This is a genomic window from Mycobacterium intracellulare ATCC 13950 (assembly GCF_000277125.1).
Taxonomy (GTDB): domain Bacteria; phylum Actinomycetota; class Actinomycetes; order Mycobacteriales; family Mycobacteriaceae; genus Mycobacterium; species Mycobacterium intracellulare.
Genome location: NC_016946.1, coordinates 410,581 through 436,591, shown reverse-complemented (window position 1 = coordinate 436,591; position 26,011 = coordinate 410,581). Strand labels below are relative to the sequence as shown.

Sequence of the window (26,011 nt, the reverse complement as noted above, 5' to 3'; positions counted from 1 at the left end):
GCGACCTGCCGAGATGGTTATTAAGTTTCCGGGACGTCGCCGCCGCCCGATACGGTGGGTTGGTGACTACGGCGGCGGCACTACCGGGGCGGATCAGCGCATTCGTCCGGTGGGTGGTGCGCACCCCGTGGCCGCTGTTCGCGCTGAGCATGTTGCAGGCCGACATCATCGGCGCGCTGTTCGTGCTCGGCTTCCTGCGCTACGGGTTGCCGCCGCAGGATCGCATCGAATTGCAGGACCTGCCGACGCTCAACCTGGCGATCTTCTCGAGCTCGTTGGTCGTCCTGTTCCTCGTCGGCGTGGTGGTCAACCTCAAGCTGCTGATGCCGGTCTTCCGCTGGCAGCGCCGCGACAACATGCTCGCCGAGACCGATCCGGTCGCCACCGAACTCGCCCGCAGCCGCGCGCTGCGCATGCCGTACTACCGCACCCTGAGCACGGTCGCGTACTGGTGCATCGGCGGCGTGGTGTTCATCGTGGCCAGCTGGTCGGTGGCCAAGTTCGCGGCGCCCGTCGTCTCGGTCGCCACCGCGCTGGGCGCCGCGGCCACCGCGATCATCGGCTACCTGCAATCCGAACGGGTGTTGCGGCCGGTCGCGGTCGCCGCCCTGCGCAGCGGGGTCCCGGAGAACGTCAAGGCGCCCGGCGTCATCCTGCGCCAGATCCTGACCTGGATGCTGTCCACGGCGGTGCCGCTGATGGCGATCGTGCTGGCCGTGGTGGCGGACAAGGCCTCGCTGCTGCACGCCGCACCGGAGAGCCTGTTCAACCCCATCCTGTTGCTGGCGCTGACCGCGCTGGGCGTCGGGCTGATCAGCACCCTGCTGGTGGCCATGTCGATCGCCGACCCGCTGCGCCAGCTGCGCTGGGCCTTGAGCGAGGTGCAGCGCGGAAACTACAACGCGCACATGCAGATCTACGACGCCAGCGAGCTCGGCCTGCTGCAGGCGGGCTTCAACGACATGGTGCGCGACCTGTCCGAGCGGCAGCGGCTGCGCGACCTGTTCGGCCGCTACGTCGGGGAGGACGTCGCCCGCCGGGCGCTGGAGCGTGGCACCGAGCTGGGTGGGCAGGAGCGCGACGTCGCGGTGCTGTTCGTGGACCTGGTCGGCTCCACCCAGCTGGCCTCGACCCGCCCGCCCGCCGAGGTGGTCCACCTGCTCAACGAGTTCTTCCGGGTAGTGGTGGAAACCGTTGGCCGCCACGGCGGTTTCGTCAACAAGTTCCAGGGCGACGCCGCGCTGGCCATCTTCGGCGCGCCGATCGAGCACCCCGACTCACCGGGCGGGGCGCTGGCCGCCGCCCGGGAATTGCACGACGAGCTGCTCCCGGTGATCGGTTCGGCGGAGTTCGGCATCGGGGTGTCATCCGGGCGGGCCATCGCCGGCCACATCGGCGCGCAGGCCCGCTTCGAGTACACCGTGATCGGCGACCCGGTCAACGAGGCCGCCCGGCTGACCGAGCTGGCCAAGCTCGAGCCCGGCCACGTGCTCGCGTCGGCGATCGCCGTCAGCGGCGCGCTGGATGCCGAGGCCCTGTGCTGGGATGTCGGCGAGGTGGTCGAGCTGCGCGGCCGCAGGGCGCCCACCCAGCTGGCCCGGCCGGTGAAGCTGGCCGCCCCGGAAGAGGTTGCGCCGCAAGAGGTTTCCAGCGACGCGCGCGGCTAGCTGCGCTTGGCGGTCTTCTTGGCGGCCGACTTCTTGGCCGGGGACTTGCGGGCGGCCTTCTTGGCGGGACGCTTCGCCGGGCCGCGGGCCCGGCGGTCGGCCAGCAGTTCGGCGGCCCGCTCGTCGGTGATCGACAGCACGTCGTCGCCCTTGCGCAGGCTCGCGTTGGTCTCGCCGTCGGTGACGTACGGCCCGAACCGGCCGTCCTTGATCACCATCGGCTTGCCGGTCGCGGGGTCGGCGCCCAGCTCACGCAGCGGCGGCGCGGTGGCGCCCTGGCGGCCGCGGCGTTTGGGCTCGGCGTAGATCTTCAACGCTTCCTCGAGGGTGATGTCGAACATCTGCTCCTCGGTGGCCAGCGAGCGAGAATCGGTGCCGCGCTTCAGGTATGGGCCGTAGCGGCCGTTCTGCGCGGTGATCTCCTCGCCGGATTCGGGGTCGACACCGACCACCCGGGGCAGCGAGAGCAGCCGCAGCGCGTCCTCGAGCGTGACCGTCTGCAAATCCATGGTGCGCAGCAGCGACCCGGTGCGGGGTTTGGGACCGGTGGGCTTCTTTCCCTTCTTCGCGGGTGCGGCGCCGCCCTCGTCGTCGCCAGGTGGCGGCTCCGGCAGGACCTCGGCCACGTACGGGCCGTATCTGCCGTCCTTGGCGACGATTTCGTGGCCCGTCGCCGGGTCCACGCCCAGCACCCGTCCCTCCTGTGGCGTGGCGAACAGCTGCTCGGCCAGCTCGAGGGTCAATTCGTCGGGGGTCAGCGAGTCGTTGAGGTTGGCCCGCTGCGGCGTGCGCTCGCCGTCGTCGCCGGTCACCATGCGCTCCAGGTACGGCCCGTTCTTGCCCACCCGGACGTAGACGGGACGGCCCTGCTCGTCGTCAAAGAGCTTGATGGAGTTGACTTCTCGGGCGTCGATGCCTTCCAGGTTGACGCCGACGAGCTTCTTCAGGCCGCCGGACCGGGCCACCGAATCGGCCACCCCGTGCTCGCCGCCGAAGTAGAAGTTGTTGAGCCAGTCGGTGCGCCGCTCCTGGCCCGAGGCGATCGCGTCGAGCTCGTCCTCCATCGCGGCGGTGAAGTCGTAGTCGACCAGCCGGCCGAAATGCTGCTCCAGCAAACCGGTTACGGCGAACGCGACCCAGGAGGGCACCAGGGCGCTGCCCTTCTTGTGCACGTAGCCACGGTCCTGGATGGTCTTGATGATGGACGAATACGTCGACGGGCGGCCGATGCCCAGTTCCTCGAGCGCCTTGACCAACGACGCCTCGGTATAGCGGGCCGGCGGGTTGGTGGCGTGGCCGTCGGGCGTGAGTTCGATGGCGTCCAGCCGCTGGCCCTGGGTGAGCTGCGGCAGCCGGCTCTCGGCGTCGTCGGCCTCGCCGCCGGCCAACTCGTCCACCGTCTCCACGTAGGCCTTCAGGAAGCCGGGGAACGTGATGGTGCGACCGCTGGCGGAGAACACCACTTGACGCTCGCCGGAGCGGCCCCCGATACGCAGGCTCAGCGTGGTGCCGCGCGCGTCGGCCATCTGCGAGGCCACCGTGCGTTGCCAGATCAGCTCGTAGAGCCGGAATTCGTCGCCGTCGAGTTCGCGTCGCACCGCGTCCGGGGTGGCGAACGTCTCGCCGGCGGGCCGGATCGCCTCGTGCGCCTCCTGGGCGTTCTTCACCTTGCGGGTGTACTGGCGTGGGGACGGCGAGACGTACTCCTCGCCGTAGAGCTGACGCGCCTGGTTGCGGGCGGCGTTGATCGCCGACTGCGACAACGTGGTCGAGTCGGTACGCATATAGGTGATGTAGCCGTTTTCGTAGAGCCGCTGGGCGATGCTCATGGTGCGCTCGGAGGAGAACCGCAGCTTGCGGCCGGCCTCCTGCTGCAGCGTCGACGTCATGAACGGCGCGTACGGCCGGCGCGTGTAGGGCTTCTCCTCGACCGAGGCGACGGACAGCTGGGCGCCGCGCAGCCCGGCGGCCAACTCGGTCGCGCTTGGTTCGTCGAGGATGGTGACCTCGTCGGCCTTGCGCAGCTGTCCCAGCGAGTCGAAGTCGCGTCCGGTGGCGACGCGCAGGCCGTCGACGTTGGTCAGCCGGGCGGAGAAGGTGGGCGGCGACGCCTGCGGGTCGGACACGCTGGCGTCGAGCTGGGCCACGATGTCCCAGTAGGACGCGCTGCGAAACGCCATGCGGTCGCGCTCGCGCTGCACGATGATCCGGGTCGCCACCGACTGGACCCGGCCCGCCGACAGCTTGGGCGCGACCTTCTTCCACAGCACCGGGCTGACCTCGTAGCCGTACAGGCGGTCCAGGATGCGGCGGGTCTCCTGCGCGTCGACGAGATCGATGTCGAGGTCGCGGGGATTTTCGGCGGCCTCCAGGATCGCCGGCTCGGTGATCTCGTGGAACACCATCCGCTTGACCGGGATGTTGGGCTTGAGGGTCTCCAGCAGGTGCCAGGCAATGGCTTCGCCCTCGCGGTCGCCATCCGTGGCGAGATAGAGCTCGTCGACGTCCTTGAGCAGGCCCTTGAGCTCGGTGACGGTGCTCTTCTTCTCCGGGCTGATGATGTAGAGCGGTTCGAAGTCGTGGTCGACGTTCACGCCCAGCCTGGCCCACGGCTCCGACTTGTACTTGGCGGGCACGTCGGCGGCGGCCCGGGGCAGGTCGCGGATGTGGCCGCGCGACGACTCGACGATGTAGCTGGAGCCCAGGTACCCGGCCAGTTTGCGCGCCTTGGTGGGCGACTCGACAATCACGAGTCGCCGGCGGCTTCCGTTGCCGCCGCCGGCGCTGTCCTTCAGTTTCGGGTCAGCCAACTGCCCTTACGCTCCATCCCTGATTGGTCCCCCCTGCGAGACCACCTGCAGGAAGAATGACAGGTCGGCTTCGAAAATTCCGGTGAAATTCAGGTACGCGACCGTTCCTTCGCCCTGCGGCACCTGACAATTTCGCACCCTCGGGCGGGCCTACGCAAACCGACGCTCGACAACGCGGCGCGAAATCGCGCGTCGTCCGGTGGCTAAACCCGCGGCCACCGGGACAGCGCCTCGGCGCCGTCGGGCGGCTCCCCCACGTTCTCTACCAGGCGCGATAGCCTGCGGCGGCCGCTGATGCGCAGCGCCGGCCGGCCGCCGCGGGTGCCGATCAGCGTGGGCGCGATCCCGACGCGCATCAACGCCGACGCCAGCGGCGAGTGCGTGTCGGGCGCGTGGGGGTCCAGCGCCAGCAGGTAGTGCTCACCCTCGGGGTTGCCGGCCACCAGCGTCCACGCCCGCAGCTCGCGCGGGCCGGGCAGCCAGCGCGGCGGCACGGTCTTGACCGCGCCGCGCGTCCATTCGGCCGCCAGCGTGCTCAACGACGGGTCCACCGCCGTCCGCACCAGCGGGGTGTCTTCGTCGGTCCGGCCGATCTCGGCGGCCAGACCGGCCTCGCGGATCATGTCCGCCAGCGCGGCGGCCCGCCAGGGCGCGTCCACGACCACCGAAAGCCGAGCGCCCTGGGCCTCCGCACCGCCGACGGTGACGATCTGCCCGGACGCCGCCAGCACCCCCGAAAGATCGGCGACCGCGGGCGGCACCGACTCCGCGGTAAAGAAGGAAAGCTGGCTCACGCCATCCGACAGTAGGCCCTCTCGCCCATCCGCGTCTTGAGGCAACCGGCGCGGCGGCGCCGTGCCGAAAGAACCGATAGAACCGATAGAAAAAGGAAACCCCCCGGCTGGGCCCGCTGGGCGGGGCTGCACGGGGGGTGTCCGTTAGGTCTGCTCTTCCCTACAGGGAGCGGACTCCGGTGGCCTGGGGGCCCTTCGGGCTGTGGCCGATTTCGAACTCGACCTTCTGGTTCTCTTCGAGGGTGCGGAAGCCCGAACCCTGGATCTCCGTGTAGTGGACAAACACATCCGCGGAGCCGTCTTCGGGGGCAATGAACCCGAAGCCCTTCTCCGCGTTGAACCACTTCACAGTTCCCTGTGGCATCTCTCGATCTTTCCTTTTCTTCTGGGTGCGGGGCATCGCCTTTCGATGCCCCGGGCCTGGTACGACCGCCATACCTCGCTGAGTCGCCGGAACTTCACCCGACCGATTAACCTCGCAGGAACCGCGGCCGCAACGTCGATCCTGCGAAAGTTTGACACGAACACAGAAGCTGCGACCGCAATTAGTCAACCATGTTCATCGCGTCGGCGACAGACTTGTGTGTTTGCCCGATTCGAACAGCGATTCCGAGCGGGGTGAGATGGCGAGCTTCGGCAGTGAGCTGCTTGCCGCCGCGCTCGCCGGAACCGCGACGGACGAACGGCCGCTGCGCCACGTCGCCGAATTGCCACCGCGCAGTGGCCGGCCGCACGATTGGCCGGCGTGGGCCGAGCCCGACGTGGTCAAGGCATTCGCCGACCGCGGGATCGCCGCGCCCTGGTCGCATCAGTTCGCGGCCGCGGATTTGGCCTACGCGGGCCGCCACGTGGTGGTGAGCACCGGCACCGCCTCGGGCAAGTCGCTGGCCTATCAGCTTCCCGTCCTCAACGCGCTGGCGACCGATCCGCGGGCCCGGGTGCTCTACCTGTCGCCGACCAAGGCGCTGGGGCATGACCAGCTGCGGGTCGCGCACGCCCTGACCGCGGCGATTCCGCGGCTGCATGAACCCGGTTTTGCGGTGGCTCCCACCGCCTACGACGGCGACAGTCCCGCCGAGGTGCGCCGCTTCGCGCGGGAGCGCTCCCGCTGGTTGTTCTCCAACCCCGACATGATCCACTTGTCGATCCTGCGCAACCACGCCCGCTGGGCGGTGCTGTTGCGGGGTCTTCGCTTCGTGGTTGTCGACGAATGTCATTACTACCGTGGGGTGTTCGGCTCCAATGTGGCGATGGTGCTGCGCCGCTTGTTGCGGTTGTGCGCCCGCTATTCGAGCGCGCCGACGGTGATCTTCGCCAGCGCGACAACGGATTCCCCGAGTGCGACGGCCACCGAGCTCATCGGGCTGCCGGTGCAGGAGGTCACCAAAGACGGTTCACCCCAGGGGGCGCGGACCGTGGCCCTGTGGGAACCCGCGCTGCGGACCGACCTGGTCGGCGAGAACGGTGCACCGGTGCGCCGCTCGGCGGGCGCGGAGGCGGCGCGCGTCATGGCCGACCTGATCGCCGAGGGAGCGCAGACCCTGACCTTCGTGCGGTCGCGCCGCGCCGCGGAATTGACCGCGCTGGGCGCCCAGGCGCGGCTGGACGACATCGCCCCCGAGCTGTCCCGGACGGTGGCGTCGTATCGGGCCGGGTATCTCGCCGAGGACCGCACCGCGCTGGAGCGCGCCCTGGCCGAGGGCCGGTTGCGCGGGCTGGCCACCACCAATGCGCTGGAGTTGGGCGTCGACATCGCCGGGCTGGACGCGGTGGTGCTCGCCGGTTTTCCGGGCACCGTCGCCTCGTTCTGGCAGCAGGCCGGCCGCTCCGGGCGGCGCGGCCAGGGCGCGCTGGTGGTGTTGATCGCCCGGGACGATCCGCTGGACACGTATCTGGTGCACAATCCGGCCGCGCTGCTGGACAAGCCGGTCGAGCGGGTCGTCATCGACCCGACGAACCCGTACATCCTGGGGCCGCAACTGCTCTGCGCGGCAACCGAACTGCCGCTGGACGAGCCGGAGGTGCGCGAACTCGGCGCCACCGACGTCGCTGACGGCCTGGTCGATGACGGGCTGCTGCGGCGGCGAAGCGGAAAGTACTTTCCGGCGCCCGGCCTGGAACCGCATGCCGCGGTGGACATCCGGGGCTCAACGGGCGGGCAGATCGTCATCATCGAGGCCGACACCGGGCGGCTGTTGGGCAGCACCGACGTCGGCCGGGCACCGGCTTCGGTGCACCCGGGCGCGGTGTACCTGCATCAGGGCGAGAGCTACGTGGTGGACTCGCTGGACACCGAGGAAGGGATCGCCTTCGTCCACGCCGAGGACCCCGGTTATGCGACGTTCGCGCGGGAGATCACCGACATCGTCGTCACCGGCACCGGTGAGCGTCTGGCCTTCGGGCCGGTCACGCTCGGGCTGGTCCCGGTCCGGGTCACCCACCGGGTGGTCGGCTACCTGCGCCGCCTGCTCTCCGGGGAGGTGATCGACTTCATCGAGTTGGACATGCCGGAGCACACCTTGGCCACCACCTCCGTGATGTACACCATCACCGAGGATGCGTTGCTGCGCAAGGGTATTGACGGCACGCGGATTCCCGGGTCATTGCATGCGGCCGAGCATGCCGCCATCGGGCTGCTGCCGTTGGTCGCCAGCTGCGACCGCGGCGACATCGGCGGCTTGTCCACCGCGGTGGGACCGGGTCCCGACGGGCTGCCCAGCGTCTTCGTCTACGACGGGTATCCGGGCGGCGCGGGATTCGCCGAACGGGGCTTCCGCCGGGCCCGCACGTGGCTCGCCGCGACGGCCGCCGCCATCGAGGCGTGCGAATGCCCCCGCGGGTGCCCGTCGTGCGTGCAGTCCCCCAAGTGCGGCAACGGCAACGACCCGCTCGACAAGGCCGGCGCGGTGCAGGTGCTGCGGCTGGTACTCGCGGAGCTGCCCCGGGAGTCACGCTGAGCACAGCGGCGAGGTCGCCCGCCGGTTCACCCGCTCCCACGGATCCGTCCCGTCGCCGTAAACTCAGCCGCATGGCCCACGACTGGTTGCTCGTGGAGACACTCGGGGGTGATCCCACCGTCGTGGCGCAGGGGCGCCAACTGAAGAATCTCGTCCCGATCACCACCTTCCTGCGCCGCAGCCCCTATCTCGCCGCGGTGCGAACGGCGATCGCCGAATCGGTCCAGACCGGACAGGCCCTGACCAGCATCACGCCCAAGCGCGATCGCATCATTCGCACCGAACCCGTGGTGATGTCCGACGGGCTCATCCACGGCGTGCACGTGTGGACCGGGCCGTCGGACATCGACCCACCCGAGCGTCCGATTCCGGGGCCGCTGAAGTGGGACCTGACCATGGGGGTGGCGACCGACACCCGCGAATCGCTGATCAATAGCGGCAAGAATCCCGAAGTCGAAGTCACCTTCGGCAGGGCTTTCGCCGAGGACCTTCCGTCCCGCGAACTCAACCCGAACGAAACCAAGGTGCTCGCCATGGCGGTCAAGGCCAAGCCCGACCAAACGCTATGCAGCACCTGGGATCTCACTGACTGGCGAGGCAAGGCCATCCGGATAGGTTTCGTCGCGCGCACGATCTTGGAGCCGGGGCCCGACGGCCGGGAGCACCTGGTGGCGCGGGCGATCAATTGGCAATCCGAACTCAAGGGCCCGGCGGTGTCGACCGATGATCTGGCCCAACGGATCCTCAGCGGCCTCGCCCAGGCCGGGGTGCACCGCGCGCTGATCGACCTCAACAACTGGACCCTGTTGAAATGGCTCGACGAGCCCTGCACGTTTTATGACTGGCGCAGCAGCGAGACCGGCAAACCGCGGGTCCATCCCGACGATCAGGACGTGATGTCCACCATGACAAGGGAATTCGGCGGGGGCCCCACCAGTCGGGTGTTGCGGTTGCCCGGCCACGACGCGGATTGGGTGCCCGTGCACGTCACCGTCAACCGGGTCGAACTGGAGCCGGATACATACGCGGGGCTGGTCTCCCTGCGATTGCCCACCGACGACGAGCTGGCGGCCGCGGGGCTGCCGCAGACGCCCTAGCCATTTCGCCCGCCGGCGGGCCCCGCCCGCGCGGTGGCACGTGCCGTACCGGCGACGACGACCGGCACCCGCGCCGTGATGACGACATCGAGACCGTCGACCACGCAGCCGATGTCGTCGACCCGCATCGCGCGGGCGACGGCCGCGGCCTGGATGCAGGCCGCGGCGGATCCCGACGTCAGCCGCGCCGCAGCGGCCAGGGCGGCCAGGTCGGCCACCGCCTGTGCGCGGTGACGCGCCACCACCGCCGAGCCCAGGTAGCCGGCGACGCCGGTCGCCCAGAGCAGCACCACGACCATCCAGGCGGCGACCACCGTGGCCGACCCCCGATCGTCATGGCCGCTCGGCCGCGGCGACCGCCTTCGCGCCAATATCCAAGGCGGGCAGGAACTTCGAATGCGCGGCGACGGTGGCGACCAGGAAGTCGCCGTCGCGGTGCAGGTCGACCCGGGCGCCGGCGGGAGCGAGCCGGACCGCGGCGGCCACCGCGGAGCGTTCGTCGCCGCGGGCGGCCAGCCGGGCGGCCTCGCGGGCGGCGTCGATGCAGCGCACCTGCATCGAGACAGCGCTGACACCGGCCAGGCACAGCACCAGCACGACGACGAGCGAGGCGATGCCCAGCGCCGCCTCAACGGTGCTCGCGCCGGCACTGCCGGCTACACCTTGGTGTTGAGCGCACGGCCGATGATGTTGGTCAGCGCCGACACGATGGAATCGCCGGTGACCACCGCGTACAGCACCGCGCCGAACGCCGCCGCCGCGATGGTGCCGATGGCGTACTCGACCGTCGACATGCCCGACTCGTCGGCCGCCAACACGGCCGCGCGCGCGGCGAATTCGCGAAACTTGTTGATCATCAAGGACTTCCTTTCGTTTCACAGCAGACCCGACTGCAGCACGTCACCGGCCAAGCCGGCCACCACCGGGACGATGCCCAGGCAGACGAATGCCGGCAAGAAGCACAGGCCCAGCGGCCCGGCGATGAGCACCCCCGCCCGCTCGGCGGCGGCCGTGGCCGCGTGTGCGGCGTCGTGGCGGGACTGGTCGGCCAACTCGGCGACGCCGTCGGCCAGCGCCGCGCCCGAGGACGCCGAACGCCGGGCCAACCGCAGCAGCGCGTCGATGTGCGTGTCGTCCGGCCGCGCGGAGTGGTCCGACGGAATCGCCCATGCCACAGCGGGATCGGCGCCCAGCGCCAGCAGGTCGGCGGCGCGGCGCAGGACGCGGGCCAGCTGCGGCGGGGCGGATGGCGCAGCGGCCGCCGCGGCGGCCGACACCGCCATCCCGGCCCGCAGGCACACGGCCAGCACGTCGAGACAGGACGCGACCGCCAACGGATCCGGGCCATCCGTTCGCCGGGCCGTCGCGAGCGCCCGGCCGCCACGCGCCGGCATGCCGGCACGCCGTCGCGTCAGCGACGGACCGGGAGCCATCCACAGCGCCGCGGCCAGCAACATTGCCGCTACACCCACTCGCGCGTCTCCCCCTCACGCCACCCGATCGGCGATGCGGTCCGACCACAGCAGCCCGCCGCAGGCCAGCGTTGACCCGATCAGCAAGAGCCACCCGCCCACCTGCCCGCCCAGCAGGAAGGTCAGCGGGCGGGCCCCGACCAGTTGGCCCAGTAGCACGCCCAGCACCGGCAGGGCGGCCAGTATCGTCGCGGTCGCGCGCGCACCCGCCAGGCTCGACGCGACACGCGCCGAGAACCGTTGCCGCTCAGCGATATCGCGCTGGGCCGCCCGCATCAGGGTCGCAACCCCCAACCCGTTGTCACTGGCCAGCCGCCAGCACAGCGCGAGCCGCTCCCACTGCGCGGGCAGTGCCGAGGAGCGCGACGCGGCGGCCAGCCCGGCGGCGACATCGGCTCCCAGCCGGGCCCGCGCCGCCACCGATCGCAGCGACGCCGCGACCGCGCCGGCGGTCTCGTCGGCGGCCACGCCGAACGCGCGCACCGGGTGGGAGCCGGCCCGCAGTTCACCGACGAGCACGTCGAGCGCGGTTTCCAGCGCGTGGCCCTCGCGGGTCGCGCGCCGAATGCGGCGCCGACGGAGGTAACGCACGCTCACGGTCGCGCCCACGACCGCGCCGCACAGAACGGTCGTCGGCGGCAGCAGGGCCACGCCCGCGCAGCCGAGGCCCACGGCCAGCCACGCCACCCCGCGGAGCCCGCGCGAGGGGAGCCGCCACCTCGGTTGCGCCGTCGCGCGCAGCCGTCGCCGCGGCGAGGGCCGGCCGATGACCAGCGCGAGCGCCAACAGCAGCGCGCCGGCCTGCGGGCCGTTCACGCCGGCATCCGGCTTTGCAGGACGCGCCGCAGCTGGGGCGCGTCGTCCGTCATCCCCCGATCCGCGTGCCACACCGTGACCGCCCGGACCTGCCCCTGAACCGGTTGCAGCACGGCGATCTCGCCGAGTCGCCGCCGGCCGGTGCGATCGCGTTCGACATGCAGCAGCACCTGCACGGCCGCAGCGAGTTGGCTGTGCAGCGCCGCACGATCGAGGCCGCCGAGCGCGCCCAGCGCCTCCAGGCGAGCGGGAACCTCGCCGGGGCTGTTGGCGTGCACGGTGCCCGCGCCGCCGTCGTGCCCGGTGTTCAGCGCGGCCAGCAGGTCCACCACTTCGGCGCCCCTGACCTCGCCGACCACGATGCGGTCGGGCCGCATCCGGAGCGCCTGCCGGACCAGTTGGCGCACCGGGACTTCGCCGACGCCCTCGACGTTGGCGCACCGCGCGACGAGCTTCACCAGATGCGGGTGCCGCGGCGCCAATTCGGCGGCGTCCTCGACGCAGACGATCCGTTCGGCCGGCGGCACGGCGCCCAACATCGCGGCCAGCAAAGTCGTCTTGCCCGCGCCGGTTCCGCCGCTCACCAGAAACGCCAGCCGGGCGCCGATGATGTCGGCGACCAGCGCGGCGGCCACGGGGTCGATCGCGCCCGCGGCGGTCAGGGCCGCCAAGTCCTGGCTGGCCGGCCGCAGCACCCGCAGCGACAAACAGGTGCCCGCGGCGGCCACCGGCGGCAGCACCGCGTGTAGCCGCACCGCGAATCCCCCGGCCCCGATGCCGGACAGCTCGCCGTCGACCCAGGGCTGCGCGTCGTCCAGCCGCCGGCCGGCGGCCAGCGCCAGCCGCTGCGCCAAGCGCCGCACCGCGGGCTCGTCGGGGAAGCGAATCCCGGTGCGCCGCAAACCGTTGCCGTCGTCGACCCATACCGCGTCCGGTGCCGTCACCAAGACGTCGGTCGTGCCGTCCGCGCAGAGCAGCGGTTCGAGAATGCCCGCGCCGGTGAGTTCGGTCTGCAGCACGCGGAGATTGGCCAGCACCTCGGTGTCGCCGAGCATCCCGCCGGACTCGGCCCGGATCGCGGCGGCCACCACCGACGGACCCAGCGGGCCGGCTTCGCCGGCCAGCCGCTCGCGGACGCGTTCGATCAGCGAACCGCTCACGCCGCCCGCCCGTTCCGCGCCGCCCGCGCGGGCGGCAGCACCCCGAGCACCTCGCGGGCCGCCACCGCCAGCGCGGACCGACGCCGATACCGCAGGCCGCCGCGTTCGACCTGCTCGCCGAGTTGCGGCTGCGCCTTGATCGCCGCCAGCAGCGGCAGGCCCGCGATCTCGGCGATCTCGACCGCGCGCAGTCCGCCCGGCGACGGGCCCCGCACCACCAGGCCGACGTTGGGATTGCTGGCGGCCAGGACCGGCGCCATCGCGGTGGTCGCCGCGCACGCACGCACGTCACAGCGGCTGACGACCACGACCAGATCGGCGGCGCTCAGGGCGGCCTGGGTCGCGTCGGTGAAGCGGCGGGGCAGGTCGCAGATCACGGTGACCGCCCCGCGACGGCCGGCCTCGACGATGGCGTGCACCGGCCCGGCGTCCACCTCGTACCCGCGCCGCGTTCCGGACAGCACGCTGATGCCGCGGTGTCGCGGCAACGCATCGCGCACCGCCGGCCAGGTGAGCCGCCCACCCCGCAGCGCCAGGTCCGGCCAGCGCAAGCCCGGCGCGTTTTCGCCACCGAGCAACAATTCGATGCCGCCACCCCACGGGTCGAGGTCCACCAGCAGCGCATCGGCGGCGGCCTGAGCAAGGGCGACCGCGAGCGACGAGGCGCCGGCCCCGCCGCAGCCTCCGATGACGGCCACGGCGTGGCCGCGCGACCCGTCGTCGCGCGACGACTCGGCGGCTTCGGCGAACGCACCAACCAGGGCGGCCGCTTGCCCGGGCAGTCGCAGCACGTGCTCGGCGCCGACGCCCACGGCGGCCGCCCACGTCGTCGACTCGGGCTCGCCCACCGTCAGCACGGTCACGTGATCGCGGCGTGGCAGCGCCCAGCGCTCGCACCGCGCGGCCGCCCGCGCGTCCAGCACGACGGCCGCCGCCGCCGTCCAGGTCTTGCGACTCACCGGCGCCGCGTCGCCGGCATGCACCAACCGCACCCCGGCCGCGGCCGCCACCCGCTCCACCTCGGAGCGCAGTTCGGGCTCCGCCAGCATCGCCAACACACCCGCGTGATGGGCGCCTTGTGCTCCGGAAGTGCCAGTCATCCGCCCACTGTGCAGCGCCCCAACCTGGCACACCAGTCCCAAACGCGGATTTGGGGATAGAGACGCGAGTGTGCACAAACCACGTGCGGCGGTGGTGCGCCAGCGACGACGGACGGATTCCCCGCAACGCGTCGAGGGCCGGCCCACGCGCCCGAAATCGGGGGGAAACCGCCCAAAAAGACCCGAGAAAAGGGACGACCCCCGCCAGGGGGGGAGGAGGCGAGGGTCGTCGTGCATCAGCCCCGGGGGGTCGGGCTGATACACCCTCGGCTCAGGCCGAGTAATGCTTACTATACACATGACAGTCCGCAATAACGCAATAGATCATTTACTGAAAAATGACCTTGAGCCGCGTAAACACGGCGTCACCCGACCCTCGCACGGCCCTGAGCGGCCATTTCCGGTGCGGGATCGCGGCCCGACGTCACCGCCGACCTATGCTGGGTCCGTGACCGTCTTCGACCCGGCTGCGGAGCAGTCAGCCGCGGGGCAATCAGCGGCAGGCACCACTACCCACGCCCGCACGGCGGCCTTCTTCGATCTGGACAAGACGATCATTGCCAAGTCCAGCACGCTGGCTTTCAGCAAACCGTTTTTCGCCCAGGGCCTGCTCAATCGCCGCGCCGTGCTCAAGTCCAGCTACGCCCAGTTCATCTACCTGCTCTCCGGTGCCGATCATGACCAGATGGATCGGATGCGGGCGCACATGACCAACATGTGCACCGGCTGGGACGTGGAACAGGTCAAGTCGATCGTCAACGAGACGCTGCACGACATCGTGACCCCGTTGGTGTTCGCCGAGGCCGCCGATCTGATCGCCGCCCACAAATTATGCGGGCGCGACGTCGTGGTCGTGTCGGCCTCCGGCGAGGAGATCGTCGCGCCGATCGCCCGCGCCCTGGGCGCCACGCACGCGATGGCGACCCGCATGGTCGTCGAGGACGGCCGGTACACCGGCGAGATCGCGTTCTACTGCTACGGCGAGGGCAAGGTCCAAGCGATCCGCGAGCTGGCCGCTCGCGAGGGCTATCCGTTGGAACACTGCTACGCCTACTCCGACTCGATCACAGACCTGCCGATGCTCGAGTCGGTCGGCCACCCCAGCGTCGTCAATCCCGACCGCGGGTTGCGCAGGGAAGCCCTCGAGCGCGGTTGGCCGGTCATGTCGTTCTCCCGCCCGGTGTCCTTGCGCGACCGCATCCCGGCCCCGTCGGGCGCGGCGATCGCCACCACCGCCGCGGTGGGCATCAGCGCGCTGGCCGCCGGCGCGGTCACCTATTCGCTGCTGCGCCGCTACGCGTTCTGAGCCGGCGGCGGCAGCAAACGCGTTACACGCGCAATACAAAACGTATTCGGCGCCATTTCGCGAATTGGCTCTTGCTGTGCTAGGGGTCTAGTAGTACAAAGGAACCACGGAAGCCCGGTGAGGCCTAGGTCGATCCGGAAGAGAAGGTTCGATCTCCCGACCCGGGCGCCCAGCACGGTGCCCGGCACCCACGCGGAGTCATAGCCGCGAAAATGGCAGAAGTGTTGCGGGCCTGCGTAATTGCGAAGAGCGGAAGCGTCGACGGCCCTTTGGGTGGGGCTGCAGCCAGAAGCGTCGCGAGATCGCCGAGGCCAACCCACGCAGCCCAGAAATGCACGCTTGGTAACCGAGTCCCGTGCTAGCGGGCGGCGGACCGATCATTCGGAACGTCGCCCGCTCTACACGTTTTCGGGCCCGATTTCCCCGCGTTCGGGCTACTGCGCCAGCTACCGATTCGACATCGAGTCGGCGATCGCCAGAGCCTCTTTCGCCCCGGCTTGCATCGCCCGGCAACACAGCACCAGCCACGCGCCCACGCCCTCGCGCGTGCCCTCGGCGAAACCCTGTGCCGCGTCGCGATACGCCGCGGGTTGGCGCATCCAGCTGACCTCGGGCACGCCCAACCCGTGCGGGTCCAGCCCGCTGGCGATGGTCACCAACCTCGACACCGCGCGCGCGACCACGCCGTCGGAACTGCCGAATGGCTTCAGCGTCAACAACTCACCGTGCGCGACCGCGGCGATCACCGGGGCCGGCGCCTGGGTGCGGCCGTTCACCAGCTCCGCCAACAACTCCAGCCGCGGACTTACGCCGGCATCGGCGCGCGGGCGACCCAGATGCTCGGCGTCGACCTGGTCGGCCGCGGCCAGCATGTGCAGGCGGGCAAGCGCCTGCAGGGGTGCTCGCCGCCAGATGCCGACGACGGGGCCTTCGCCGCCCTCGAGCGCCTGCGCCACCCGAAGCGCGCCCGCGAACACCGGATCGCTGACCTTGCCGGCGTCGGCGAGGTCCTCGAGCCGGATGGGACCACCGTCGAGGACGGACGACGCGCGCGCCGCCCGCAGCGCGGCCTCGGCGGCGGTCACGGGCCAGCCGCGCAAGTTGGCCCGGTGGCGATGGGCGCGCCCCAGCGCCTCGCGGGCGCGGTCGCTTGCCTCGGCGACGCCGGGCAGTTCCATCAGGGGCGCCAGAGGATCAGCCGTCACAGCTTGACAACCTATCTCCGCCGGATTCACCGCGCGTGCGGGATGGCATCCAACAGCTGCCGCGTGTACTCGTGACCCGGGCGAGTGAACAGTTCCTCGGTGGGCGCCTGCTCCACCACGCGGCCCGCGCGCATGACCAAGACGTCGTCCGCGATCTGCCGGATCACCGCGAGGTCATGGCTGATGAACAGGTAGGCCAGGCCCAGTTCGGTCTGCAGGTCGGCCAGCAGATCGAGGATCTGCGCCTGGACCAGGACGTCGAGCGCTGAGACCGCCTCGTCGCAGACCAGCACCGCGGGACGCAACGCCAGCGCTCGAGCGATTGCCACGCGCTGGCGTTGACCGCCGGACAGTTCGCGGGGCAGGCGGTCCAACACCGACGACGGCAGCGCCACCTGGTCGACCAGGCGGTGCACCGCTTGTGCGCGCTGCCTGCGGTCGCCGACCCGATGAATCCGCAACGGCTCCTCGATGGCGCGAAACACCGAATACATGGGATCCAGGCTGCTGTAAGGGTTTTGAAACACCGGCTGCACTCGCCGGCGGAAAGCCAGCTGCGCGTCCCGGGGCATCGCGTCGTCAATCCGGGTGCCGTCGAACGCCACCGTGCCCGCCGTGGGCGGCAGGAGGCCGAGCACCATCCGCGCCAGGGTGGACTTACCCGACCCCGACTCCCCGGCGATCGCCAGTGTGCTTCCCCGGCGCAGCCGAAACGACAGCGCGTCGACCGCGCGAAATTCGCTGCGCCGCCACGGAACACCGCGGGGCTCGCGGTAGATCTTGGTCAACCCGGAGGCGACGAGGATGTCGTCGGCCGCCTCGTCCGGACGCACCGCTGCGGGACGCGACCGCGCGCCACCCCGGACCGTCAGCGCCGGCGCGGCGGCGACCAGCCTCCGCGTGTATTCGTGTTGCGGGCTCCGCAAGATCGCCTGTGCCGCACCGGATTCCACGACGGTCCCCCGGTGGACGACGACGACGGACTCGGCGCGCTCGCCGGCCAGCGCCAGATCGTGCGTGATGAGCAGTAGCGCGGTGCCCAGTTCGGCGGTGAGCCGCTGCAAGTGATCGAGCACCTGCCGCTGCACCGTGACATCCAGCGCGGAGGTCGGCTCGTCGGCGATCAACAACCGCGGCCGGCCCGCCAACCCGATCGCGATCAGCGCACGCTGGCACATGCCGCCGGACAGCTGATGCGGGTAGCGCCCGGCTTGTTTCGCCGGGTCCGGCATCCCCGCCGCGGCGAGCAGCTCCACCGCGCGCTGCCGGGTGCGCGAGTCGGAGGTGTTGGCCCGCAACGCTTCCCGGATCTGAAAGCCGACCTTCCACACCGGGTTCAAGTTGGTCATCGGGTCCTGCGGAATGTAGCCGATCTGCCGGCCCCGGATCGCACGCATCGCTCGGCGGTCGGCAGCCGAGATGTCGACGCCGTCGAACACGATGCGCCCGCCGGTTATTCGCCCGCCGGGGGGAAGGAGTCCGAGGATCGCGGCGGCGGTGGTGGATTTCCCCGATCCCGATTCGCCCACGACGGCGACGGTCTGCCCCGGCAACACCGACAGGTCCAGGCCGCGCACCGCGGCCTGGCCGCCGAAACTGACGTCCAGGCCGTCCACCGACAACAGTGGCGAGGCGTCCGCGCTCATGCCCGCCACGCCCTCGACGCCGGATCCAGCGCATCGCGAAGCGCGTCGCCCATCATCATGAAGGCCAGCACGGTCATGGCCAGGGCGCCGGCGGGATAGAACAGGATGGGTGAGCCCGCCCGCAGCCGCGTCTGGGCGAGATTGATGTCGCCGCCCCACGACACCACCGACGTCGGCAATCCCACACCGAGGTACGACAACGTGGCCTCGGTGACGATGAAGAGGCCGAGGGCGATGGTGGCCACCGCGATGACCGGTCCCAAGGCGTTGGGCAGCGCGTGCCGCAGGAGGATCTGAAACCTGCTCATCCCCAACGCTTTAGCGGCGAGCACGTAGTCGCTGGCGCGCACCGCGAGCACCGCACCACGCGCGATCCTGGCCACCTGCGGCCACCCGAACAACGCGAGGATCGCGATGACCGTCCAGACGGTGCGATGGTGCAGGACCTGCATGAGGACGATGGCGGCCAGCAGCAACGGCAGCCCGAAGAACACGTCGGTGACGCGGGAGACCACCGCGTCGATCCAGCCGCCGTAGAAGCCGGCCAGCGCACCCAGCGCACCGCCCACGACGAACACGATCGCGGCGGCCCCCAGGCCCACCGTGACCGAGGCGCGCGCGCCGTACACCGTGCGGGCGTACACGTCGTGGCCCTGCAAGTCGGTGCCGAACCAGTGCGCGCGCGACGCGGGCAGCAGGCTCTGGCCGGGGTCGGCGTAGGTCGGGTCGACGGTGGTGAACAGCGCCGGAAACATCGCGACGGCGACGATGAACGCGATCAGCAGGGCCGCACCGATGAACTTCGGGCGCCGGTGCAGCCGCCGCCAGGTGTCGCGCCAGAATCCGCCCCGTGCGGGGATCCGCTCAGCCATAACGGATCCGGGGATCCAGCGCGGCGTACAGCAGGTCGACCATCAGATTGGTGAGCAGGTAGATCAGCACCAGGACGGTCACGATCGAGACCACGGTGGGAGCCTCTTGCCGGGTGACGGCTTGATAGAGCACACCGCCGATCCCGTGAATGTTGAAGATGCCTTCGGTCACGATGGCCCCGCCCATCAGCGCACCCAGGTCCGCTCCCAGAAACGTCACCACCGGGATGAGCGAGTTGCGCAGGATGTGCACCGTCACGACGCGGGGTCGCGACAATCCCTTGGCGGTGGCGGTGCGCACGTAGTCGGCGTGCGCGTTGGCGGCCACCGCCGACCGGGTCAGCCGCACCACGTAGGCGAAAGACACCGAGCCGAGCACGATTCCGGGTAACAGGAGGCGGGTGAAGGTGGCTCTTTGCCCCACGGTCACCGGGGCGATGCCCAGCCGGACCCCGAACACGAACTGCGCCAGGAATCCCAGCACGAAGATGGGGATCGCGATGATGACCAGGCCGGTGATCAACACCGTGGAATCGAAGAGGCCACCCGCGCGCAGGCCCGCGATCAGCCCGAATCCGATGCCCAGCACCGCCTCGACCGCGAGCGCGATCAACGACAACCGCAGGGTGACCGGAAACGCATGTGCGAGAACGTCGCTGACAGGTAGCCCGGAATAGGCGCGGCCCAGGTCGCCATGCAGAACGCCGCCGAGGTAGCGCAGATACTGCACGATGAACGGGTCGTCGAGGTGATAGCGGGCCCGCAGTTGCGCGGCGACCGCCGGCGTCAGCGGGCGATCGCCGGCGATCGCGGCCAACGGGTCGCCGGGCAGCAGGAAGACCATGCCGTAGATCAGCAACGTGGCGCCCAGGAACACGGGCACCATGACGGCGATCCGGCGCGCGATATACCAACCCATCTCAAGCCTTCACGATGTTCTCGTAGTCGGGCAGCCCGTTCCAGGTGACCGTGACGTTGCTGACCTCAGCCGACCATCCGAGGACACTGATGTAGTTCCACAGCGGAACAACGGGCATGTCGTGGAACAGGATTCGCTGGGCGTCGTTGGCCAGCCTGGTGGCCTGCGCAATGTCGGCCGCGGCTTCGGCGGTCGCCAGCGCGGCGTCGAACTCCCGGCTGGAGTAGCCGACGTCGTTGGATCCCGCGCCGGTGGCGAAAAGGGGCGCGAGGAATTCGATCATCGACGGGTAGTCCCCCTGCCATCCGGCGCGGAAGGCGGTGGCGATGCTGCGGTTGGTGATCTGGGTGCGAAAGCCCGCGAAGGTGGGCTGCGGCGCTCCGGCCGCGTCGATGCCCAGCACGTTCTTGATGCTGTTGGCCACCGCGTCCACCCAGTCCTGGTGTCCCGCATCGGCGTTGTAGGCGATCGCGTAGCGTCCGCTCCACGCCGAGATCGCATCGGCTTGCGCCCAGAGCTGCCGCGCTCGCCCGGGATTGAAGTCCAACGCGTCGTTACCGGCGATGTTCGGGTCGAAACCCGGGAGCGATCGGGCGGTGAAATCGCGTGCGGGACTGCGGGTGTCGACGAAGATCTGCCGCGAGATCTGCGCCCGGTTGATGGCGGCCGATAGCGCCAGACGGCGTAGCCGTCCTTCCTCACCGCCGAAGTGCGGCAGCCGGAACGGGGTGTCCAGGCTCAGGTTTATCGCGGCCGGACCGCTGGTGACCTTGTCGCCGAGGTCGCGCTTGTAGACCGGAAGGGCGCTGGGCGGGATGGTGTCCAGCACGTCGAGGTTGCCCGACAGCAGGTCGGCGTAGGCGGTGTCCAGGTTGGCGTAGAACTCGAACCTCAAGCCCTTGTTGTGTGGTCGGCGGTTGCCGCGATATCCGGGGTTGGGCCGCAAGTCGATTCGGACGTTGTGCTCCCACGCCGGCCCGTCGGGGCCCTCGGCGAGCTGGTACGGCCCGTTGCCGATCGGGTGCTGCCCGAACGCGCTCATGTCCCGAAAGGCGGCTCGCGGCAGCGGATAGAAGGCGCTGTGTCCCAACCGCATCCTGAAGTCGATGGTCGGCGCCTTGAGCCGGACGGTGAACTCCAGGTCGTTGATCACCCGCAGCCCGGACATCGTGGTGGCGGTCGGCGTGCCGTCGCCGGTGAGGCCGGCGACCGCGTCGAATCCGTCGATCGGGCTGAAGAAGCTTTGCTGCAGTTGGCCATTGGTGCTCAGCGCCCCATAGTTCCAGGCGTCGACGAACGAATGGGCCGTCACCGGCGATCCGTCGGTGAACGTCCAGCCGGGTTTGAGGACGACGCGGTAGTTGACGTTGTCGGTGGTGTCGATCGACTGGGCGACCTCGGGCGACGGATGGCCGGTGGCATCGTAGGACATCAGCCCGGCGAAGAGCCGGTCGAGGATTCGCCCGCCTTGGCTGTCATTGGTGCCGGTGGGGATCAGTGGGTTGGGCGGTTCGCCGCCGTTGACCACCACCAGATCCGGGCTCAGCACACCGCCGCCGCATCCGGCCAGCGAAGCAACCACGAGCATCGCGGCGACGACCGGGGCCAGCAAGGCCGGCGGGGTCCGCATCGCACGCATGACACCCGACCCTAGGGCCTGAAGTCGTGCGGGCGGTGAAGTGCCGTGGCCGCGTCTACGACCTAGAATCCTCGGGTGGTCGTCGCGTACCTGGCCCTCGACGAATCCCCCGCCGTGCTGGTCGGCCGGCTGATGTTCTTGCTCGGGCTTCCGGCGACGGGGTTGACGCTTCTCATCATCGGACTTGGGCGGCGCTCCCGCGCCCGTCGGCAGACCCCGCCGCTCCCGCCGCCCTATCACCCCGGCTATCCCTATCCGCCGCCCCCGCCCGGATATCCGGGCCCGTACCCGACCCCGCCGCCGTATCCGGGCTACCCGCCACGGCCGGCGGCGGGGAAGTCGGGCACCGCGCTGATCGCCGTCGGCGCCGTCCTGCTGGCGCTGAGCGGCCTGGCCATTCTGGGGAAAATCGCCCGGTTCGCGTCGCACGACGACCGGCGGGGATCGCACACCATCGGCCAGGCATCAACGTCGGGCTCGGCCGCGGTGCCCAAGGTCGGCCAGTGCTTCTCGGAGTTCGAGGTGCGCATGGGTTCGTTGAAGTCACCGTCTGACTGCGCCAACCCCGTTGCGACGTTCGAGCTCGCCGCCGACGAGGGACCGACGGCGACCTGCCCGGACGGCAAGCGCGATGGCTCCGTCTATTCACGCCTCACCAACAACGCCCACACGTTGTGTTTCATCGCCAACCTCATCGAAGGGCACTGTTACCTGCAGACGGATCCCACCACGACGGCCACCTGGACGCCGGCCGACTGTGACAACCCGCGCTTAGCCACGTTCAAGGTTTTCAAGCGCATCGACGGCAGCGTGGACGAAACCCAGTGCCCTGCAGGGACTGAGGCGAATTCCTACCCCAGCCCCGCGCGGGTCTACTGCCTGGCCAGGGCCGGCTGAGTCGCTCAGACCGCGGTGACGGGATGCACCTGCAACTCGCAGGCCTCGATGGTGGCCGACACCGTCACGACGTTGGTGGTGCCGGGCGGATTGACGAGCAGGTCCGTGTAGGTGGGGCACGGCTTTCCCTCGCCGTTGACGGCGATGCCCTCGACGATCGCCTGGCCCTGGGTCGAGATGGACAGGATGACGGCGGGCGCGACGTTGACGCCGGCCGGCAGGCCGCCCAGATATCCGCGCGGGGTGGGCCGGGCGTGCACCAATGGACCGCCGGCGCCGGAGTCGACCCCGGCGTATCCGGCGATGGTGCAGGGCTCCGCGCCGCCGGCGAGGGTGAAGATCAGGGTCACCGCGCGGTGCCCCACCGCACCCTCCGTCGGGGAGGCGGATACGGCGATCTGGTCCGACCAGCACGGTGTCGGCGCGTCGACGGTGTCGGCCGGCATGGCCGATGCGGGCCACCCCAGCACTGTGGCGGCGGCGTAAGTCGTTGCGGCCGCGGCAAAGCTGGGGGCTAGTCGGCGGATGCTCCGCCCATGACCCGGCACACGGTGATTATCCGCCCCGAGGGCACCCTTTGACCCCGGATTCGGCCGCGCAATTCCCGCTCGCACAGCTACGCCGCAGACGGCCGGGCCGCACACCGCTAGCCCCGATTGCCCGGCTCCTCACTCGCGCCATGCGGCGCTCGCCGACGCCGGGCTAGGCCCGATTGCCCGGCTCCTCACTCGCGCCATGCGGCGCTCGCCGTCGCCGGGCTAGGCCCGATTGCCCGGCTCCTCACTCGCGCCATGCGGCGCTCGCCGTCGCCGGGCTAGGCTCGCCACCGAACGGCGCAGCCTCGACACAGGAGAGAAGCCAGTGACCGCCACCAACTCTGCGGGCCCCTCGTCGTATCCCCCGTCGGCGCGATTCGCCGAACAAGCCAATGCGGGCGAGGAGCTGTACCGCGACGCCGAGCGGGACCGGCTGGCCTTTTGGGCCGAGCAGGCCAACCGGTTGTCCTGGGCGACGCCGTTCACCGAAGTGCTGGACTGGTCCGACGCGCCGTTCGCCAAATGGTTCGGCGACGGCAAGCTCAACGTCGCATACAACTGCGTGGACCGCCACGTGGAGGCCGGCCACGGGGATCGGGTCGCAATCCATTGGGAGGGCGAGCCCGTCGGTGACCACCGCAGCCTGACCTACTCGCAGCTGCAAACCGAGGTCTGCAAGGCCGCCAACGCGCTGACCGATCTCGGCCTGGTGGCCGGTGACCGCGTCGCCATCTACCTGCCGCTGATCCCGGAGGCCGTGATCGCGATGCTGGCCTGCGCGCGCCTCGGCATCATGCACAGCGTCGTGTTCGCCGGCTTCACCGCCAAAGCGCTGCAGGCCCGCATCGCCGACGCCGACGCCAAGCTGCTGATCACCAGCGACGGGCAGTTCCGCCGCGGCAAGCCCGCGCCCCTCAAGGACGCCGCCGACGAGGCGGTCTCGGACCCGGACAGCCCCATCGAGCACGTTGTTGTGGTGCGGCGCACCGGAATTGACGTGTCCTGGAACGACGACCGCGATCTGTGGTGGCACGACGTCGTCGACGCAGCCTCCCCCGAACACACCCCGCAGCCGTTCGACGCCGAACAACCGTTGTTCCTGCTGTACACCTCGGGAACCACCGGCAAGCCCAAGGGCATCGTGCACACCAGCGGCGGCTACCTGACCCATGCCGCCTACACGCACTACTACGTCTTCGACATCAAGGCCGACAGCGACGTGTTCTGGTGCACCGCCGACATCGGCTGGGTCACCGGACACACCTACGGTGTCTACGGCCCGCTGGCCAACGGCGTCACCGAGGTTCTCTACGAAGGCACACCCGACAGCCCGTCGCAGCACCGGCATTTCGAGATCATCGAAAAGTACGGCGTGACAATCTATTACACCGCGCCCACGCTGATCCGCACGTTCATGAAGTGGGGCCGTGAGGTTCCCGACGCGCACGACCTGACCAGCTTGCGGCTGCTGGGGTCGGTCGGCGAGCCGATCAACCCCGAAGCATGGCGCTGGTACCGCAAGGTGATCGGCGCCGACAGCCTTCCGATCGTCGACACCTGGTGGCAGACCGAGACCGGCGCCACGATGATCTCCCCGTTGCCCGGAATCGCTGCGGCCAAACCGGGTTCGGCGATGCGGCCGCTGCCGGGTGTCTCGGCGAAGATCGTCGACGACCACGGCGAGGAGCTGCCCCCACCGAGCGAGGACAAGGGCGAGCACGTCACCGGCTACCTGGTGCTGGACCAGCCGTGGCCGTCGATGCTGCGCGGCATTTGGGGAGATCCGCAACGTTATGTCGAGACCTACTGGTCCCGATTCGCCGAGCAAGGCTGGTATTTCGCCGGTGACAGCGCCTATTACGACACCGACGGCGACATCTGGGTGGTCGGCCGCATCGACGACGTGATGAACGTGTCGGGGCATCGGCTCTCCGCGGCCGAGGTGGAGTCGGCGCTGGTCGGCCACGCCGCGGTGGCCGAGGCGGCGGTGGTCGGCGCGACCGACGAGACGACCGGCCAGGCCATCTGCGCGTTCGTCGTCTTGTGCGCGGATTTCGAAGTGCATGACGGGATCGTCGACGACCTGCGCGTCGAGGTGGCCCGGGAGATCTCCCCCATCGCACGCCCGCGCGAGGTGCACGTGGTGCCCGAGCTACCCAAGACCCGCAGCGGCAAGATCATGCGCAGGCTGTTGCGGGACATCGCCGAAAACCGCGAATTGGGCGACACGTCAACGCTGCTCGATCCCGGCGTGTTCGACGCGATCAGGGCGGCGAAATAGCCGGTGACGATCAGGCCGGCAGCGGGCTGAACCCCGCACCGGGGCGGTGCTTGGCGTTGATGTCGCCCAGGATCGCGTTGAAGGACTGGACCACCGCCGGGGTGTGCAACGGGATGTACTTGACGATGCACGTCGGCAGGTTGTCGCTGAACGCGCCGTGGATCATCCCGACCAGTTCGTTGTTGACGGTCACCGGCGCGCCGGAATCGCCGGGCTGGCCGCAGACCTGCATCACGATGGTGCCCGGCGTCTGGCCCGCCCCCCAGGTGACGCCGCACGAATTGCCGGTGGTGCGGCCCTGTTTGCAGGCGATCTCACCGAAGGCCGGGTCCGGACCGATGCCGCTGATCAAAAAGCCGTTGAAGTTCGCCACCGGGGTCACCTTGGCCGGATCGAACTTGATCACCGCGTAGTCGAGGTTGTCGTTGCCGGCGACCATGGTGCCCAAGACGCCCGCGTTTTCCGCGCCCTCGGCGGCGACCTGAGCGCCCGGACCCCCGCAGTGCGCGGAGGTGAAACCGATGAGCTCACCCGCGGCGTCCCCGCCGATGGTGGTCAGCGTGCACATGGTGTCGCCGTTGACAACGATGCCCGCGCCGCCCCCCAGCGGGATCCTGACATCAGCGGCGGCGGCGTGGGCATGCGAACCGAGCACGGCCACCAGCAGGGAAACCATCGCCACCAAGAAGCACCGGTGCGCCCTCCGCACAGCCTCACTCCCATCGGTCGGCCGGACATCGCGACCGGCGTGGACGAGTGTAATCGGCCGGGCAGCCAGGTTCGCTCCTGCCGCGCGTCTGTGCGGACCGCGTTCTGGCCGAACCCAACTGGCCACCG

General features: G+C 70.2%; 23 protein-coding genes. 6 read left to right on the top strand and 17 right to left on the bottom strand.

What is annotated here, in order from left to right:
* Nucleotides 1-5: 5 nt before the first annotated feature.
* Nucleotides 6-1,667 (top strand): adenylate/guanylate cyclase domain-containing protein, encoded by a 1,662-nt coding sequence (locus OCU_RS27135; RefSeq protein WP_029385090.1) that lies wholly within the window; start codon nt 6-8, stop codon nt 1,665-1,667.
* Here OCU_RS27135 and topA read toward each other — a convergent pair.
* From topA to cspA, 3 genes are all read right to left on the bottom strand, one after another.
* Nucleotides 1,664-4,477: a type I DNA topoisomerase gene (gene topA / locus OCU_RS27130; protein ID WP_014378962.1), complete on the bottom strand. Its 2,814-nt coding sequence runs from the start codon at nt 4,475-4,477 to the stop codon at nt 1,664-1,666. The genes OCU_RS27135 and topA overlap by 4 nt on opposite strands.
* 203 nt (nt 4,478-4,680) lie before the next feature.
* Complete coding sequence (locus tag OCU_RS27125; RefSeq protein ID WP_014378961.1) at nt 4,681-5,271, bottom strand: hypothetical protein; 591 nt, start codon at nt 5,269-5,271, stop codon at nt 4,681-4,683.
* Nucleotides 5,272-5,431: 160 nt separating this feature from the next.
* Nucleotides 5,432-5,635 (bottom strand): cold shock protein CspA, encoded by a 204-nt coding sequence (gene cspA, locus OCU_RS27120; protein ID WP_007772268.1) that lies wholly within the window; start codon nt 5,633-5,635, stop codon nt 5,432-5,434.
* Nucleotides 5,636-5,894: 259 nt separating this feature from the next.
* On the opposite strand from cspA, the gene OCU_RS27115 reads away from it, so the two are divergent.
* Complete coding sequence (locus OCU_RS27115; protein WP_014378959.1) at nt 5,895-8,228, top strand: DEAD/DEAH box helicase; 2,334 nt, start codon at nt 5,895-5,897, stop codon at nt 8,226-8,228.
* Between the two features lie 71 nt (nt 8,229-8,299).
* Nucleotides 8,300-9,325, top strand: a complete 1,026-nt coding sequence (locus OCU_RS27110; RefSeq protein WP_014378958.1) for a PAS domain-containing protein — start codon at nt 8,300-8,302, stop codon at nt 9,323-9,325.
* Here OCU_RS27110 and OCU_RS27105 read toward each other — a convergent pair.
* Genes OCU_RS27105 through ssd form a run of 7 tightly spaced genes read right to left on the bottom strand, consistent with a single transcriptional unit; the run spans nt 9,322 to nt 13,822 of the window.
* The gene (locus OCU_RS27105) at nt 9,322-9,639 is read right to left on the bottom strand and encodes an Rv3654c family TadE-like protein (RefSeq protein ID WP_008263421.1); all 318 of its coding nucleotides are present in this window, start codon (nt 9,637-9,639) and stop codon (nt 9,322-9,324) included. The genes OCU_RS27110 and OCU_RS27105 overlap by 4 nt on opposite strands.
* A gap of 19 nt (nt 9,640-9,658) precedes the next feature.
* Nucleotides 9,659-9,946, bottom strand: a complete 288-nt coding sequence (locus OCU_RS27100) for a TadE family type IV pilus minor pilin (RefSeq protein WP_108724398.1) — start codon at nt 9,944-9,946, stop codon at nt 9,659-9,661.
* 35 nt (nt 9,947-9,981) lie between these two features.
* Complete coding sequence (locus OCU_RS27095) at nt 9,982-10,182, bottom strand: DUF4244 domain-containing protein (protein ID WP_014378956.1); 201 nt, start codon at nt 10,180-10,182, stop codon at nt 9,982-9,984.
* Nucleotides 10,183-10,200: 18 nt separating this feature from the next.
* Entirely contained in the window at nt 10,201-10,797 is a 597-nt protein-coding gene (locus tag OCU_RS27090) for a type II secretion system F family protein (protein WP_179293386.1), read from the bottom strand.
* 15 nt (nt 10,798-10,812) lie between these two features.
* A complete protein-coding gene (locus tag OCU_RS27085) occupies nt 10,813-11,613 on the bottom strand; it encodes a type II secretion system F family protein (protein ID WP_014378954.1) in 801 nt (266 codons plus the stop codon).
* Nucleotides 11,610-12,773 carry a TadA family conjugal transfer-associated ATPase gene (locus OCU_RS27080; RefSeq protein ID WP_014378953.1) on the bottom strand — a complete coding sequence of 388 codons (1,164 nt, stop codon included), beginning with the start codon at nt 12,771-12,773 and terminating at the stop codon, nt 11,610-11,612. Before OCU_RS27080 ends, OCU_RS27085 begins: the two co-directional genes overlap by 4 nt.
* Nucleotides 12,770-13,822: a septum site-determining protein Ssd gene (gene ssd, locus OCU_RS27075; protein ID WP_038538391.1), complete on the bottom strand. Its 1,053-nt coding sequence runs from the start codon at nt 13,820-13,822 to the stop codon at nt 12,770-12,772. The genes OCU_RS27080 and ssd overlap by 4 nt, the downstream gene beginning before the upstream one ends.
* 499 nt (nt 13,823-14,321) lie before the next feature.
* On the opposite strand from ssd, the gene OCU_RS27070 reads away from it, so the two are divergent.
* On the top strand, nt 14,322-15,179 hold the full coding sequence (locus OCU_RS27070) for an HAD-IB family hydrolase (RefSeq protein ID WP_008263396.1): 858 nt from the start codon (nt 14,322-14,324) through the stop codon (nt 15,177-15,179).
* Between the two features lie 446 nt (nt 15,180-15,625).
* On the opposite strand, the gene OCU_RS27065 is transcribed toward OCU_RS27070, so the two are convergent.
* From OCU_RS27065 to OCU_RS27045, 5 genes are read right to left on the bottom strand one after another with little or no spacing between them, the layout of a single operon-like run.
* Nucleotides 15,626-16,384: a hypothetical protein gene (locus OCU_RS27065; protein ID WP_026071048.1), complete on the bottom strand. Its 759-nt coding sequence runs from the start codon at nt 16,382-16,384 to the stop codon at nt 15,626-15,628.
* A gap of 26 nt (nt 16,385-16,410) precedes the next feature.
* Entirely contained in the window at nt 16,411-18,030 is a 1,620-nt protein-coding gene (locus OCU_RS27060; RefSeq protein WP_038538388.1) for a dipeptide ABC transporter ATP-binding protein, read from the bottom strand.
* Nucleotides 18,027-18,902 carry an ABC transporter permease gene (locus tag OCU_RS27055; RefSeq protein WP_009954813.1) on the bottom strand — a complete coding sequence of 292 codons (876 nt, stop codon included), beginning with the start codon at nt 18,900-18,902 and terminating at the stop codon, nt 18,027-18,029. Before OCU_RS27055 ends, OCU_RS27060 begins: the two co-directional genes overlap by 4 nt.
* Nucleotides 18,895-19,821 (bottom strand): ABC transporter permease, encoded by a 927-nt coding sequence (locus tag OCU_RS27050; protein WP_009954812.1) that lies wholly within the window; start codon nt 19,819-19,821, stop codon nt 18,895-18,897. The genes OCU_RS27055 and OCU_RS27050 overlap by 8 nt, the downstream gene beginning before the upstream one ends.
* Before the next feature lies 1 nt (nt 19,822).
* Entirely contained in the window at nt 19,823-21,451 is a 1,629-nt protein-coding gene (locus tag OCU_RS27045; RefSeq protein ID WP_026071049.1) for a peptide ABC transporter substrate-binding protein, read from the bottom strand.
* An 84-nt stretch (nt 21,452-21,535) separates the two neighbouring features.
* Here OCU_RS27045 and OCU_RS27040 point away from each other — a divergent pair, with 84 nt between their 5' ends.
* Nucleotides 21,536-22,357: an LppU/SCO3897 family protein gene (locus OCU_RS27040; RefSeq protein ID WP_009954807.1), complete on the top strand. Its 822-nt coding sequence runs from the start codon at nt 21,536-21,538 to the stop codon at nt 22,355-22,357.
* 5 nt (nt 22,358-22,362) lie between these two features.
* On the opposite strand, the gene OCU_RS27035 is transcribed toward OCU_RS27040, so the two are convergent.
* On the bottom strand, nt 22,363-22,905 hold the full coding sequence (locus OCU_RS27035) for a DUF4232 domain-containing protein (protein ID WP_179300616.1): 543 nt from the start codon (nt 22,903-22,905) through the stop codon (nt 22,363-22,365).
* 313 nt (nt 22,906-23,218) lie between these two features.
* Here OCU_RS27035 and acs point away from each other — a divergent pair, with 313 nt between their 5' ends.
* Nucleotides 23,219-25,174, top strand: coding sequence for an acetate--CoA ligase (gene acs, locus OCU_RS27030; RefSeq protein ID WP_009954803.1), 1,956 nt, complete (start codon nt 23,219-23,221; stop codon nt 25,172-25,174).
* Nucleotides 25,175-25,184: 10 nt separating this feature from the next.
* Here the strand turns inward: acs and OCU_RS27025 are convergent, their stop codons facing one another.
* Nucleotides 25,185-25,883, bottom strand: a complete 699-nt coding sequence (locus OCU_RS27025) for a chymotrypsin family serine protease (protein ID WP_020188338.1) — start codon at nt 25,881-25,883, stop codon at nt 25,185-25,187.
* Nucleotides 25,884-26,011 lie beyond the last annotated feature (128 nt).

What these genes read in the sequence shown, in the direction of transcription:
- ssd (WP_038538391.1), bottom strand. Translation starts at nt 13,822, where the DNA reads ATGCTGGCGGAGCCCGAACTGCGCTCCGAGGTGGAGCGGGTGGCGGCC.
- OCU_RS27060 (WP_038538388.1), bottom strand. Translation starts at nt 18,030, where the DNA reads ATGAGCGCGGACGCCTCGCCACTGTTGTCGGTGGACGGCCTGGACGTC.
- OCU_RS27045 (WP_026071049.1), bottom strand. Translation starts at nt 21,451, where the DNA reads ATGCGGACCCCGCCGGCCTTGCTGGCCCCGGTCGTCGCCGCGATGCTC.
- OCU_RS27095 (WP_014378956.1), bottom strand. Translation starts at nt 10,182, where the DNA reads ATGATCAACAAGTTTCGCGAATTCGCCGCGCGCGCGGCCGTGTTGGCG.
- cspA (WP_007772268.1), bottom strand. Translation starts at nt 5,635, where the DNA reads ATGCCACAGGGAACTGTGAAGTGGTTCAACGCGGAGAAGGGCTTCGGG.
- OCU_RS27050 (WP_009954812.1), bottom strand. Translation starts at nt 19,821, where the DNA reads ATGGGTTGGTATATCGCGCGCCGGATCGCCGTCATGGTGCCCGTGTTC.
- OCU_RS27055 (WP_009954813.1), bottom strand. Translation starts at nt 18,902, where the DNA reads ATGGCTGAGCGGATCCCCGCACGGGGCGGATTCTGGCGCGACACCTGG.
- OCU_RS27110 (WP_014378958.1), top strand. Translation starts at nt 8,300, where the DNA reads ATGGCCCACGACTGGTTGCTCGTGGAGACACTCGGGGGTGATCCCACC.
- OCU_RS27115 (WP_014378959.1), top strand. Translation starts at nt 5,895, where the DNA reads ATGGCGAGCTTCGGCAGTGAGCTGCTTGCCGCCGCGCTCGCCGGAACC.